The sequence below is a fragment of the Flavobacterium koreense genome (assembly GCF_054776075.1).
Genome location: NZ_BAAHCF010000042.1, coordinates 46,534 through 61,206, shown reverse-complemented (window position 1 = coordinate 61,206; position 14,673 = coordinate 46,534). Strand labels below are relative to the sequence as shown.

Below are 14,673 nucleotides of genomic sequence, written 5' to 3'. Positions count from 1 at the left end.
GTTTTAATTAAAAGTTTTGTTTATATTTGTGAAGGCTTGGTCTTGGTTCATCGCCACTTCATGAAGCCGCGAAACGTTGTGTGACATAATATAAAAACGCTATGAATAAACGAATTACAATTCTCATTTTCTTATTCTATAATTTTAATTTATCTGCTCAAGAAAAGTTGATTGTCGATAAACAGAATAGCGAATTTTACACAGTAACTGGCAATAAAGATTACAATAAATACTTTACAGATTTAAAACAAATACCTAATAATATTAAATATAATTTAGAAAACTACTTAAACATTATTTTAGAAAACATAGATTCAAAAGCAGAATTTAAAGATGGATGTGTTTCTAATTTAGAAGATTATTTTAAAGAAAACTCTAAAACTTATGATAGAGGTTGGATTGTTTATAAATATCAATTTGTTTATAGAATTTCAATGCCAGAAATTGGAATCAAATCTTATTTAATAAAAATTGATATGGATGAATATGGTCAAATATTAAAGTGCAATTGGCCTAGAGAATGGTTCAGAGAACCGAATCGTTTTATAGATAGAATTGAAATCGAAAAAACTGCTCTAAAATGGTCTGAGCAAAATTCTTTTCCAACTTCAGAACTTTATGAAATTGATTTTCACTTTAATGAAAAACACAATGCCTTATGCTGGGTTTTTAAATTTCCAACAAATAAATCTAAGACAAAATATATTGTTATAGAAATTGATTGGCAAGAAAACAAAATTGTTGAAGAATACGCAATCACAAAAACAATTAGTTACTAATACAATTACGTCACACAACAGCTGTTTCTAGCAATGGCTAGGCATGGGATTTATTTATAAAACTTCTGTGAAAATCTTTTTTCTTACAATACAACTTTCGTTTTCAAATATTCGGTATATTTGTTGTTGTCAGTGACCAAATTACGCCACTGCCAGAAGCAGCAAAACGTTATGTGATATTCTATTCGTAGCCATAGAACATTTATGTAAATAATCAACTAAAAAAAAGAAAAAAATGAAACAAAAATTACTCATTACGTTACTACTTGCAATCAGTTTTTCAAAAATCAATGCACAAAAACTTCCTTATCCAATAATTTTCATTCATGGATTAATTTCAGATGACACTATTTGGAACAACATGAAAAATTCATTAACTAACAACTACAATTTAACTTATGGAGGCAGAATAAATTTTTGTTTAAATCAAGATGGATTAAATAGTACTTCAAATTTGGGCGCTGATATTCAATTATACACAAGTCCTACATTTACAACAGGCGATTTTTATGTAATCAATTTTGACATAAATAATCTTGGAGTATTGTATCCGACAGGAACAAATGATGTTTTAAGTAATCAAGCAGCAATAACTAAACAGGGTTTTGCATTAAAAACTGCAATTCAATTGGTATTAAATCAAACAAATAGAGATAAAGTGATTTTATTTGGTCATAGTATGGGTGGACTTTGTGCAAGAGAATATCTTCAAAATCCTTCAAATTGGCAACCAGATGGAATGCATCACGTAGCAAAATTAATTACTACAGGAACACCTCATTTAGGAAGTAATGCTATTGGAGGTCAAATAGTCGGAGTTGACTTGCGTTCCGAAGCAATGAGAGATTTAAAAAATACTTATGACGATAGTCAACTTAATGGTGTTTTTTTATTTGGTGGTAATGAATTAAATAGTGTTATGGATGATGGTTCAAACAATTATTATAATGTAGATGTAAATTGTGATGGTATAAGTAATGGAGATTTTGTAACAGGCTTAAACTATAAGCCAATGTATACAAATTTAGATTTTGCCTGTATTATTGGTACAGGTGCGCTCGGTCTTGGAGATATTGCAGTTACAACAGACAGTGCAAATCTTAACAATATATATCCTAATCTCACCACAAATATATTTACAACTGCTGTCCTACATAATTTTTTACCAGACCAATTATATCCTAACATGAAAGGTTTGGACGAACCAAATGAATTTAATATTGCATATGGAATCAATTTTGATATTCCATATGTTGGCTTTATCACAGAACAAAATCCACAGAGTCCATATCCAACAGTTGATTATGATGACTATAAATTTAATGTTACAAGCAATAGCCAAATTAATTTAGTTGTAAATAACGCATTACCTTTTCCAATATACGCAAGAATTGTAAATTCAGCATTTTCACAAGTTGGAGCGACTCTTACTATAAATAGCGGAAATCAAATTTTAACTCAAAACCTATCAGTTGGTCAATACTATTTAGAAATCTATGGAACCCCAAGTGCAAATAGTTATCAAATACCTTATGCTTTTGGACTAACTTCTACTACTTTGAGCAATGAAGATTTTATTTCTAATAATTATTTTTCAGTTTACCCAAATCCTACAAATTCAAGAGTAAATATCAAATCTGACAATAAATTTGACGAAGTTGAAATCTTCGATGTTTTGGGGCAAAAAGTTTTATCAAGTAAAATATCCGAAAATCAAGAAATAGATATGAGTTTATTACAATCTGGAACTTACTTGTTAAAACTTAAAAATGAAGAAGTAATTAAAACAACAAAAATTATAAAACAATAAAATTTAAAAATGGACAAATTTAACATAGTAATAGTTGAAAGTGATGGAAATGAAATACATAATCCAAAAGAACACAACCTATTAAATTTTTTATCAGTTTCAATACTTCAATGTAAATTATTCTTATCAGAAAACTATAAAGGAATTGATGTTCCTAATATTTACGTATATGAAAACGAATTGAAAGTTGTTACAAAAATCGATAATATTGAACACTCATATTTATCAAGATAAAGAACATCACATAACAGCAGTTTGGCAATATGGCGGGTTTTGGCTTAATTTGATGTTAGTTTTGTACTTGCAAAGTCAGTGTTTAATCAAAAGTTTAGGCTTCCTTAATCCGCCACATCGCCAAGCTGCAAAACGTTGGCAGTAATACTATGACGAAAAATTATCAATACATATTTTTGCTTCTATTGACATTGATTTCTTGTGAAAAGAAAACAACAAAACACTATGAAAATATAATTGTTGGCGATTGGATTTTTGAAAAAGAAAATCCTAAAATTGAAAATCATTTTTACACTGATTTTGGATATTCTTTTGACAAAAATGGAAACTGCGAAAGTAAACCAGGATATTTTGAAACAAAAGATAAAACAGAAAAAGAAGAAAGAAAAACTACTTTTTTCGGAACAAAAACGAAATATAAAATTGTAGATGATAGTTTATATATTTTAAATCTTATTTCTAAAAAATGGGATGCTTCTAAAATTGTCAGTGTTAATTCTAAAAAATTAAAACTAAAGTTTGATAAAAATGTGATTTTGGAACTTTCAAAACTAAATTATAAAATCAATGAAAAGGAGAATTTTGACAAAATAATTATTTCAAAATCGCCTTGTTTTGGTTCTTGTCCAATAAATGATATAGAAATAAATAAAAACGGTGAAATTTATTATTATGGAGCTCATTACAATTCTAAAAATGGTTACTTCAAATCAAGAATAAAAGTTTCTGAATTCAATGAAATCAAAAATGGTTTGAAAAAAGTGAATTTCTTCAACTTAAAAGATAATTATACAGCAAATTGGACTGACGACCAAGAAGTTAGTGTTACATTCATTAAAGACAACAAAATTTTGAAATCCATAACTGATTATGGAAGCCAGTCTCCGAAAAGTTTCCGAATAAATATTGAACCACTAACCTATTTGTATCAAAAAATAAAATTAGAAGAGGACAAAACAGTAAAAGATTTTCAGTACATAAATCTTCGATTTGAAAAAGGTAATAAAATCATAAACTTGACAAGTTCTGAAATCTTCTTTTTGTCGAATTTATTGAATAAATCTATAACTACGAATAAATCGTTTAAAGCAGAATTTGTATCTAATTATGATAATGATTATGATGTAAGCAGAATTGAAACTGATGGAAGGTTTTTTAAAATATTCTCTAAAAATAAAAGTTCTGTAACCTATGATTTGGGCTTTAATTTTGTAGAGAAAAATGAATTAAAAAAAAGACAGAAAGTGAAAAGCGAATGAATAAGTACTACTGCCAACACACGTTTTGCGAGATTGCGAATTATGTGGTAAATTTACGTTTATCTTTCGCAAGAACTTTAGTAATAATGGAAAATACTCAGTTACGAAGCTCGCAACCTCGCAAAGCGTGGGAACGTTAGCAGAAAAAGCTGTTTATGGCTACTCGCCATTTTTAGGTAATTAATAGGAATTTTGTTTAGACCATTCTCAAAAAATATAACATTCCCAAAATGAAAAGAATTGAGATCGTATTAATTAGTCTTTTAGTAGCTTTTATATTGTATTTTGCCTTTTACAAACCCAACAAAATCAGTATTGAAGGCAACTGGGACATACAAAGAATAGTGCTCGATGGAAAACAAATCTATCCTACTGAAGTAGATAAATATCTAAAATTTGAACAGCCATTAATTATTAATAATTGGTCAAATAGTATTTTAATTCCCGGAATGAATGAAGATGTTTCAGTAAATTATGAAATAAAAAAGAACCCTGATGACTCGTTTAAAATCGTCTTATCTTCAAATGAAAAAGCCCTAAATGGAGATTTTGCTATCAAATTGGACACTACCTTTTCTAGTCCTAGAAATTATAAAGTTTTTTTAAAAATAAGCTCAAGTAAAACTATATTTCAATTAGAAAAAGAAGTCAATATAATTCCAAAAAAACCTGAATTTCCAAGAAAAGGTCAAGTGTAAAAATTCACAAAAAACCCGTTTTGCAATACAAAACGGGTTTTTAACTTATGAAAAAAAATAATTATAACGGAATGTTTCCGTGTTTGCGTTTTGGCGTGTCTACCACTTTGTTTTCTAGCATACTGAAAGCTTTTAATAGTTTTCTTCGAGTATCTTTTGGTAAGATAACCTCATCAATAAAACCACGTTGCGCTGCTGTGTAAGGATTAGCAAACAACTCAGCATATTCTGCTTCTTTTTCTAATAATTTAGCTGCTGGATCGGCTGCTTCGCTAATTTCTTTTTTGAAGATAATTTCTGAAGCTCCTTTTGCTCCCATTACAGCAATTTCTGCACTTGGCCAAGCAAAGTTCATATCGGCACCAATGTGTTTAGAGTTCATTACGTCATACGCACCACCATAAGCTTTTCGAGTAATTACAGTAACTCTCGGAACGGTTGCTTCACTGAAAGCATATAATAATTTGGCTCCATGAACGATGATACCATTCCACTCTTGGTCGGTTCCAGGTAAGAATCCGGGAACGTCTTCTAACACTAACAATGGAATGTTGAAACAATCGCAGAAACGTACAAATCGAGCCGCTTTAATTGAAGAATTCACATCCAAACAACCTGCTAAAAATTTAGGATTGTTTGCCACAATTCCTATGCTTCTTCCTCCTAAACGAGCAAAACCTACAATAATATTTTCAGCAAAATCTTTATGAATTTCAAAGAAAGAATCTTCGTCGATGATGTTGTCAATTAAATCATGCATATCATAAGGCTTGTTAGCATTATCAGGAACGATAGTATCCAATTTCTCACGAACTTCTTCATTGGTTACATAAGGTAATTTTGGCGTAGTTTCTCTGTTGTTTTGTGGCAAATAACTCAATAATTTTTTGATATCTTCCAAACATTCAACACCGTTAGGAGAAGTAATATGTGCTACACCAGATTTAGTTGAATGCGTACTTGCTCCACCTAATTCTTCTGAAGTAACTTCTTCATTAGTAACTGTTTTTACAACATTTGGACCAGTTACAAACATATAACTGTTTCCTTCAACCATCATAGTGAAATCGGTCATAGCAGGTGAATAAACTGCTCCACCAGCACAAGGTCCCATAATGGCAGAAATCTGCGGAATTACACCACTTGATTGTACATTTCTGTAAAAAATATCGGCATAACCACCAAGCGAACGAACACCTTCTTGAATTCTTGCTCCACCAGAGTCGTTTAATCCAATCATTGGCGCACCACTTTTTAGAGCCATGTCCATAACTTTACAGATTTTCTCAGCATGAGTTTCTGATAATGAACCTCCAAAAACAGTAAAATCTTGTGCAAAAACATACACTACTCTACCATTAATTGTTCCGTAACCAGTTACAACACCATCGCCATAAACGATTTCTTTTTCCATTCCAAAGTCAGTCGTTCTGTGCGTTACCAACATTCCGATTTCTTCAAAAGAACCTTCATCCATAAGATATTCGACACGCTCACGAGCCGTTAATTTCTTTTTGGCATGATGCGATGCAATTCTTTTTTCGCCTCCACCTAATTTGGCTAAAGCAATTTTATCGTTTAATATTTTAATTTTATCTTCCATTTTATTTTATGTGTCAATGAGTTAATGTGAAAATTAGATAATTACTTTTTACTAATCACTTTTCACTATTCACTTATTATAGGTAATCTTAAGATTTTTTTATCAGCAACATATTGTTTTAAAGCAACCATCGCCGCAATTTCAGCTTCTATATCTAGATTTGCTTTCAGTTTTTCAGGACTGTAATACGCTTTTACGAAACCAGTATCAAAATCACCTGAACGGAAGGCTTCGTGTTCCATTACAAATTTTCCGAATGGTAAAGTTGTTGCAACACCTTCAACATGATAGTTATCGATAGCTTTAATCATTAACTCGATAGATTCTTCACGAGTTTTTCCGTAAGTTACCAATTTGGAAAGCATTGGATCATAGTAAATTGGAACATCCATACCTTCTTCGATACCATTATCTACACGAATTCCTTCGCCTTCTGGTAACTTATAAGTACTTAAATTTCCAACATTTGGTAAGAAATCATTCATTGGATCTTCGGCATATACACGAAGTTCCATAGCATGACCGTGAATTACTAAATCTTCTTGTTTGATTTCTAAAGCTTCTCCACGAGCTACTTTTATTTGCAATTCAACCAAGTCTAAACCAGAAACCATTTCAGTAACTGGATGCTCTACTTGCAAACGCGTATTCATCTCGAGGAAATAGAAATTGTGTTTATCGTCTAATAAAAACTCAACAGTTCCAGCTCCAAGATAATCACAAGCACGAGCTACTTTTACAGCAGCTTCTCCCATTTTTTTACGCATTTCTGGAGTTAAAATAGATGATGGCGCTTCTTCAACTACTTTTTGATGACGACGTTGAATACTACATTCTCTTTCAAATACATACAAAACATTTCCATGACTATCAGCCATAATTTGAATTTCGATATGACGCGGTTTGGTTACATATTTTTCAATAAAAACCGAACCATCACCAAAAGCATTGGTTGCTTCAGAAATAGCACGTTCCATTTGAGATTCAAAATCTTCTTCTTTCTCTACAATACGCATTCCTTTTCCACCACCACCAGCAGAGGCTTTAATCAAAATGGGAAAACCAACTTCCTGCGCTGTTCTTTTAGCTTCTTCCACATCAATAATAGCATGATCAACTCCAGGAACCATTGGAATATCATATTTCATCACCGCTTCTTTTGCGGCTAATTTACTTCCCATCATTTCGATGGCTTTCGATTTTGGTCCGATGAAAATGATGTTGTTTTTTTCACATTCTTCAGCGAAAGCGGAATTTTCACTTAAAAATCCGTATCCAGGATGAACTGCATCAACACCAAGTTCTTTACAAACTTCAATAATTTTATCTCCACGCAAGTACGATTGACTTGAAGCTGCTTCTCCAATGCAAACTGCTTCATCAGCATATTTTACGTGAAGTGCATTTCTATCGGCAGTTGAAAATACAGCTACAGTTTTGATGCCCATTTTCTTTGCCGTTTTCATTACCCTTATGGCAATTTCACCACGATTGGCAACTAATATTTTGGTTATTTTTTTCATATATTGATTTTTTTTTGCCGCAAAGACACTAAGACGCTAAGTTATTTTTTATTTCAAGACTCTAATTATATTTTTGTGTCTTTGTGTCTTCGTGGCTAATTCCGTGTCCTATTATTCAAATTCAATTAACAATTGTCCTTTGTCTACAGCGTGACCTTTTTCTACAGCAATAGATTTAATTACTCCATCACGAGGTGAAAGAAAACTATTTTCCATTTTCATGGCTTCAAGAATTAATAAAGAATCATTTTCTTTAACTGTTTGTCCAACTTCTACATTGATTTCTAGAATTAATCCTGGCATTGGAGCTTTGATAGCATTAACCACTTTAGTTCTGCCTCGTTCAATTCCCATACTTTTGATTTGGATATCTAAAGCATCTTCAATAGCAACTTCATACGTATTGTTATTTACTTTAACAGTGTATTTTTTTGCTAAAAAATCGGAAGAAACAATTTCGGCTTTATAAGGTTTGTGATTTTTCAAAACGTGGAATTTGTCTTTTTCCACACTAACGGCATCAAGATTTTTGAGGTCACTTTCTGATAAATCAAACGAAGTAGCATGATTAACAGAAAGCTTATAATTATTGCTCATATTGATTGGTTTTTATTGGTAGTAAATTTAGAAAAAGAAAACGTTTTCAGAACTGATAATTATCAGAAAATTGGAAATTTAATATAGCTTTAATATAAAAAAAGACTCCAACTTATAAGCTGGAGTCTTTTTTTATCGTTTTGAATTTAAAATTACACTTTCTTTTCTAAGTCAAATTTTAAATCAATTTCTACTGATTCTGCAATTTTACTTTTAACTACAGAAGGAATTTTGATATTATAATCTGCAGGTTTAACTTTAAAACTACAAGTTGCCACCAGCTTTTCACCAGATTGCACAAATGTAATTTTGGTCTTTACTTTTTTGGTAACACCATGTAAAGTTAAATCACCTTCAACATCGAAAGTTGCTTTACCAGAAGCTACTTTTGCAGCATCAAAATTGGTAACTTTTCCTTTAAAGGTAGCTTTTGGGAATTTATCACTTTCAATATAATTTTCATTAAAGTGTTCTTCCATTAATGGCACTTTAAATCGAAATGCTTTCACCAACGCCAAAACAGCAATATCACCTGTAGATTTATCAAAAATACAAGAAACAGTGTTATTTTTAGCTGCTACTTCTTCAAAAGCAGGCATTGATGCTTCAAATTTAATCTCTCCTGAACGTGTCATCATCTTTTGTGAAAACAAGCAAGTCGAAAACAATAATCCAGTAAATAATAGTATCTTTTTCATATATGTAAAATTTGATTTGTTAGCAGTCATATATGGTATCGCCTTTTTATTTATAGGTGTTTGCTTACGCAAACTTGTAGTTAATGGCGATTTCATAGCGATTTTTTTTTAGTTTGGAAATCCGTTAGCTGCCCATTTTTTTATTGTATTAATTCTTGTTTGCGGCATTCTTCCTGATTGTGGCATCACTGCACCACAAGATTGATCGTCGATTCTACAAATCATGTTTCCGTTTTCTGCTGCATCTCTTACTTGTGCGTAGGTTTCCATTGTTGGTAATTCGCCTCCTGCAACGCTATGACATGACAAACAATTGTTTACAATAATGGGTTTTACATTGTCTGTGTATGTTGGATTAGCTACCTCTCCAGAAATTTCTGTGTAGGTTTGTGACTCACATGAAAACCCAATAAAACAGGCAATCATCAATACTATTATAATTTTTAATGCTCTCATAATTTAGAATACTCTATACATGTTAAACCCAAAATAAATTCCTTTTCCTTCTGTAACTCCGTTAGCATTGGTAAAATAACTAACATCATTCATGGCTTGACTGTTAGAGAAAACCAATTGGAATACATGTCCACCTGTTTCAATATCCATACCAATCGATAGAGGATTATGATAAAAACTTGTTTCTCTTGCATTCAATCGAGCTGCATATTCCATATTCATACTGATTCTTTTAGACAATTTATATCTTCCGCCAAGTGCTAAAAGAAAATTATCTTTCTCTTCAAATAATGGCTCATACAAGTTTTTGTGAATGTAAATCGGATTTAGTTCCATCGAAAAACTATTAGAAAATTTTCTTGATATTGGTAATTGCGTACTAAAAGCAAATCTGCTTGATGATTTTAATTCAGGAAATTCATCTTTGCTTAATTTAGAATTGATGTCCATGGTATTGTAACCAACAATTGTTACTGGAAATCCATTAACTTCTTGATCTGCAAATTTATATTTTGCAGTGAACTCATAGTTTTTATTTAATGTATGACGAGAAAGACCGAGAGTTAGCCAATCGGTTGCACCATACAAACCTCCAATTTTAGTTAAGGCATTGTCTAAACCAAAAAAGTTGTCTAAACCATCTGTTAAATCTCCAAATCTATGTGAAACTAAAAAATACCATTCTCCTTTAGCTGCCAATTTTGTTGATTGCATTGAACATACTTGCAAACCTTTGAATGCAGCAATTTCAATCTCTTTTTTTCCTTTATTCTCAGAATCTAATTCATTCAATAAATCATCTTGTGCATTGGAAAATCCGAATACAAATAGAAAAAATACTGAAAAAGCAATTTTAGATAATTTCATTTTTCTTGTTCTTATTTTACGATTAAACATTGATCTAATTTTAATTCTTCTAAAAGGTCGTCATAACCAGTTACACGTCCTTTAATGTTAACTTGACTTCCAATAGCAACTTTTTCAGCAACTTGTAATTGACAAGAAACCTTCTCATCTAAAGTGATTACATTTTCACCAACATTGGTAACTTTTCCTGAAATTTCAACTGTTTTGTTTAAATATTTGGCAGTTGCTGTTTCTGAGTTATTTGAAAACTCACTAAAAACATCAGTTGCTGATGTAGTGAATTCGGATTTTTCAGTTTGTATATCTCTAGCTCCACCAGTCATTATATAATTGTATCCAAAATAACCTGCAGCTACAATCACAATTAGTCCAATTAATAACTTTACTTTTTTACTCATGTTTTTAAAAAAATATAGAGTTCACAATTAAGCAAACTCTATTGTTTATAGATTTTACTTATATTTAGTTAACAATAACCTTTTTCCAAGATTTTTCAGAATCATTTTGTAATTCTAAAAAGTAAACTCCAGATTGAAGTCCACTAACTTTTAGTTCAACTTCGTTAGATTCATCTGTAACTTCAATTGTTTTAACTAAAGCTCCTGTTTGACTATATACGTTAACTTTAGATAGATTGGTTTTAGTTTTGATAGAAAATTCTCCAGAAGAAGGATTTGGAAAAATTGAAGTAGCATTTAAAGAAAAATCTTCTTTTCCAAGAATTGTAAATGAACCAGTTGCAAAGCCTCTATTACCAGTCCCATGACTAGCAAGAGTTGTAGTAGCTGATGCAGAACGTGCCCAGGCTAAATCAATTGAACTTGTAGAAGCATATGGCAACTGTAAGTCATTAGCATCTGCATTTGTAAGTGCTCTTTCAAGAGTCAATGTTCTCACACCAGACGCAACATTATTAGAAACTGTAGTCCAATCTTGACTAGCGTCTGTTGCTGGAGCTGAAAAACCAACGTAATTTCTATCGGTTAACGAAGTTGAATATACAACGACATCACCATCTGACATTGAAAACCCAGATGTAACACCTAAACCAAGAGCAAACCATCTATCTGATGGGCCTGTTAAAACCAAAGTGACTTTGGAAGTTGAGTTGTTTAATGTAAATTGAGCAGTCATGTTTGAAGTTAAATTGATAATTGGTGTTGATTTTGATTGTGAAAATCCCTTAACCCCAAATACAAGAGCAAATAATAAAATAGTAATTTTTTTCATAGTTATTTATTTTAGCAAGTTTATAATTTCTTCGTAATTAAATTCTACGGCATATTCAAAAGCCGTTTTATTTTGATTGCATTTTAGTTCTTTATTAGCCTTTTCTTGTAATAATTTTTTAACCATTTCTGGATTATTAAATTGAACAGCCAACATCAATGCTGTCATTCCGTTTTGATCTTTTAAATCTATATTTGCTCCATTAAGAAGTAATTTATCTACCAATTCAAATTCACCTTTTACAACGCAAGCCATTAATGCAGTTCCATTTTTTGAAACATAATTTACTTCTGCTTTGTTGTCAATTAAAAAGTTCGCCACTGCATCATTACCTCTATAACAAGCTAATATAAGCATACTTGAACCTTTATCATCAATGGCGTTAATAATGGTTTTATCTTTTTCAAAAAGTGATTTAATATCAGATAAACTGCCCTTTCTTGCTACATCAAAACAATTAATATCTTGAGCAAAAACAGCATTTATCGATATAAACAAAATTAACAGAATTTTTTGCAATTTATCTTTTTTTATACAAATTTATTAATTTTATGATATATATCATTGTTTGAGTGTAAATAAATGTTTATGAAATAGAATTTTTCAACTCTTGATGATTATATATACGATATAAATTAGAATTTGTATTTACAAATTGATTAATTAATTGAAATAGAATACAAAAAACTATTCAAAGTATAATTTGAATAATAAAAGAATTTACAAAACCAAAAGTCCAAAACCTCTCAAAGTAGCAATCGATTTGGAATACCAGAACAATTCGAAATCTTCAAAATATGTTTCGAAATCTGATTTTAATTGTGCGAATGTAGATTTAGATTCACCATAAACTGAGATTTTATCTAAAGTATTTATCAACCACTCGGCTTTGTCTTTTTCTAAAGAAATATCAAACGTTTCCGTTTTATCATGAAAAGTCAATTTGGTCATTTCCCACGAGTTTCCTTTTTTGGATTTTGTGAAAGTTTCTGAAGTTGGCTTTCCTCCTATCCAAACAATTTTTGCTGAAGGTTTTATGTTGAAATCCGTTTCTTTTTCAAGACAAGAAACAATATAATCAGAAGGGATTTTTGTAGTTGGAATTTTAAAATCAAACCAATCTTGTAAGTCGTAATCGAAGCAAATTCCGTGCATATAATTAAACAATGACTTTTTTAATCCGAAACTAAATTTGTCGTGATTGATCCCTGTTTTATCTTTAAAATTGATGTCATTATTGGCAAAAGTGATTTCGTTTTGCTCAGGAATTACACCAAATTCCTCAGGAAACATTCCAACAGGCGAATGTGCCGTCATAGCAAATTGATGCCAAAAACCAGATTGCAAAATTCCTAATTCAAAAAGTTGACGCACCATTTCCAAACTATCCACCGTTTCTTGAACCGTTTGCGTTGGATAACCATACATCAAATATGCATGAACCATGATTCCGCTTTCTGTGAAATTTCTTGTTACTTGCGCTACTTGTTCGACGGTTACGCCTTTTTTGATTAATTCTAAAAGTCTATCCGAAGCCACTTCCAAACCACCTGAAACCGCAATACAACCAGATGCTTTAAGTAAAACACATAAATCGGCAGAAAAACTTTTCTCAAATCGAATATTGGTCCACCATGAAACTACTAATCTTCTTTTGATAATTTCTAGTGCAACTTCACGCATCAATGCAGGTGGCGCAGCTTCGTCAACAAAATGGAATCCATTTTCACCAGTTTGCGCAATTAATTCCTCCATTCTATCTACCAAAATTTTAGCAGCGATTGGCTCGTATAATTTGATGTAATCTAATGAAATATCACAAAACGTACATTTTCCCCAATAACATCCGTGTGCCATAGTGAGTTTATTCCAACGACCATCGCTCCACAAACTGTGCATTGGATTGGCAATTTCTATAACCGAAATATAATTTTGAAGTTGCAAATCAGAATAATCTGGAGTTCCGACTTCGCTTTGTTTATAATCTTGACGTGTGGAATTATTAATGTAAGTTACTTCGTTATTTTCTAATATAAAGGTTCTTTTAAATTCGTAATTCGTAATTTCTAATTCGTAATTATATAGTAATTCAATTGGAAGTTCGCCATCATCTAAAGTTATAAAATCGAAGAACTCAAAAACACGTTGGTCTTTAAGTTCGCGAAGTTCCGTATTAGGAAAACCACCGCCCATTGCGATTTTAATCTTTGGAAAATGGGTTTTAATAAATTGCGCACATCTAAAAGCACTGTATAAATTTCCTGGAAAAGGAACTGAAAAGCAAACTAGTTTTGGTTGTACTTCTGCTACTCTATCTTTTAGAATTTTGAGTGTAATTTTATCGATGTAAGTTGGTTCACTTTTAAGATGATTATACAATTCATCAAACGAATTAGCGCTTCTTCCTAAACGTTCGGCATAGCGACTGAAACCAAAATTTTCATCGACACATTCCACAATAAAATCGGATAAATCCTCTAAATATAATGTGGCTAAATGTTTGGCTTTGTCTTGCATTCCCATAGTCCCAAAAGCCCATTCCATATCGTCTAATTGAGAAAATCGAGAAGCTTCTGGAAGAAAATTTCCACTACAAATTTGACGAGCTAGGGAAGGATTTTTACCTTGAAGAAATGCAATTACAGCATCGATGGTTTTGATGTAATCGTTTTGTAAAGAATAAATGCGATTTGAGTTTTCAGTAACTTTCAACTCAAAACTCGCAACCTGAAACATTTCTTGTAAACCATTTTTTGAAAATAGCTCTAAAATCACTTCAATTCCCAAATCCATTTGGAAAGCAGAAATTCCTTTAGTATTCAGAAAACCTTTAATATAAGCCGTTGCTGGATAAGGTGTATTCAGTTGAGTAAAAGGTGGCGTAATTAGAAGAAGGTCTTTCAATGAAAATGTTTTTGC

The 14,673-nt window shown here is 31.4% G+C and carries 15 protein-coding genes; 5 read left to right on the top strand and 10 right to left on the bottom strand.

Annotation, left to right across the window (positions count from 1 at the left end; all coding sequences use genetic code 11):
• The first annotated feature begins 101 nt into the window (after positions 1-101).
• The 5 genes from ACYU7A_RS13780 to ACYU7A_RS13760 all read left to right on the top strand — a co-directional run bounded on the left by ACYU7A_RS13780 (position 102) and on the right by ACYU7A_RS13760 (position 4,780).
• On the top strand, positions 102-779 hold the full coding sequence (locus ACYU7A_RS13780) for a hypothetical protein (RefSeq protein WP_460577445.1): 678 nt from the start codon (positions 102-104) through the stop codon (positions 777-779).
• Positions 780-1,014: 235 nt separating this feature from the next.
• A complete protein-coding gene (locus tag ACYU7A_RS13775; protein ID WP_460577443.1) occupies positions 1,015-2,589 on the top strand; it encodes an alpha/beta fold hydrolase in 1,575 nt (524 codons plus the stop codon).
• A 9-nt stretch (positions 2,590-2,598) separates the two neighbouring features.
• A complete protein-coding gene (locus ACYU7A_RS13770) occupies positions 2,599-2,823 on the top strand; it encodes a hypothetical protein (RefSeq protein WP_460577441.1) in 225 nt (74 codons plus the stop codon).
• Positions 2,824-2,972: 149 nt separating this feature from the next.
• Positions 2,973-4,082, top strand: coding sequence for a DUF6438 domain-containing protein (locus ACYU7A_RS13765; protein ID WP_460577439.1), 1,110 nt, complete (start codon positions 2,973-2,975; stop codon positions 4,080-4,082).
• A 230-nt stretch (positions 4,083-4,312) separates the two neighbouring features.
• Positions 4,313-4,780: a hypothetical protein gene (locus ACYU7A_RS13760; RefSeq protein ID WP_460577437.1), complete on the top strand. Its 468-nt coding sequence runs from the start codon at positions 4,313-4,315 to the stop codon at positions 4,778-4,780.
• Between the two features lie 61 nt (positions 4,781-4,841).
• Here ACYU7A_RS13760 and ACYU7A_RS13755 read toward each other — a convergent pair whose 3' ends face one another.
• From ACYU7A_RS13755 to ACYU7A_RS13710, 10 genes are all read right to left on the bottom strand, one after another.
• Positions 4,842-6,383 (bottom strand): acyl-CoA carboxylase subunit beta, encoded by a 1,542-nt coding sequence (locus tag ACYU7A_RS13755; protein ID WP_460577435.1) that lies wholly within the window; start codon positions 6,381-6,383, stop codon positions 4,842-4,844.
• Positions 6,384-6,448: 65 nt separating this feature from the next.
• Positions 6,449-7,906 carry an acetyl-CoA carboxylase biotin carboxylase subunit gene (accC, locus tag ACYU7A_RS13750; RefSeq protein WP_460577433.1) on the bottom strand — a complete coding sequence of 486 codons (1,458 nt, stop codon included), beginning with the start codon at positions 7,904-7,906 and terminating at the stop codon, positions 6,449-6,451.
• A 111-nt stretch (positions 7,907-8,017) separates the two neighbouring features.
• Positions 8,018-8,503, bottom strand: a complete 486-nt coding sequence (locus tag ACYU7A_RS13745) for an acyl-CoA carboxylase biotin carboxyl carrier protein subunit (protein WP_460577431.1) — start codon at positions 8,501-8,503, stop codon at positions 8,018-8,020.
• A gap of 152 nt (positions 8,504-8,655) precedes the next feature.
• Positions 8,656-9,297 (bottom strand): YceI family protein, encoded by a 642-nt coding sequence (locus ACYU7A_RS13740; protein WP_460577429.1) that lies wholly within the window; start codon positions 9,295-9,297, stop codon positions 8,656-8,658.
• 12 nt (positions 9,298-9,309) lie between these two features.
• Positions 9,310-9,657 carry a hypothetical protein gene (locus ACYU7A_RS13735; RefSeq protein WP_460577427.1) on the bottom strand — a complete coding sequence of 116 codons (348 nt, stop codon included), beginning with the start codon at positions 9,655-9,657 and terminating at the stop codon, positions 9,310-9,312.
• 3 nt (positions 9,658-9,660) lie between these two features.
• Positions 9,661-10,524 carry a DUF5777 family beta-barrel protein gene (locus ACYU7A_RS13730; protein WP_460577425.1) on the bottom strand — a complete coding sequence of 288 codons (864 nt, stop codon included), beginning with the start codon at positions 10,522-10,524 and terminating at the stop codon, positions 9,661-9,663.
• Between the two features lie 11 nt (positions 10,525-10,535).
• Positions 10,536-10,922 (bottom strand): OB-fold protein, encoded by a 387-nt coding sequence (locus tag ACYU7A_RS13725; RefSeq protein WP_344816206.1) that lies wholly within the window; start codon positions 10,920-10,922, stop codon positions 10,536-10,538.
• Between the two features lie 64 nt (positions 10,923-10,986).
• Positions 10,987-11,754 carry a T9SS type A sorting domain-containing protein gene (locus tag ACYU7A_RS13720; RefSeq protein WP_460577423.1) on the bottom strand — a complete coding sequence of 256 codons (768 nt, stop codon included), beginning with the start codon at positions 11,752-11,754 and terminating at the stop codon, positions 10,987-10,989.
• A gap of 6 nt (positions 11,755-11,760) precedes the next feature.
• A complete protein-coding gene (locus ACYU7A_RS13715) occupies positions 11,761-12,273 on the bottom strand; it encodes an ankyrin repeat domain-containing protein (protein WP_460577421.1) in 513 nt (170 codons plus the stop codon).
• A gap of 201 nt (positions 12,274-12,474) precedes the next feature.
• Entirely contained in the window at positions 12,475-14,658 is a 2,184-nt protein-coding gene (locus ACYU7A_RS13710; protein WP_460577419.1) for a B12-binding domain-containing radical SAM protein, read from the bottom strand.
• Between the last annotated feature and the right edge of the window lie 15 nt (positions 14,659-14,673).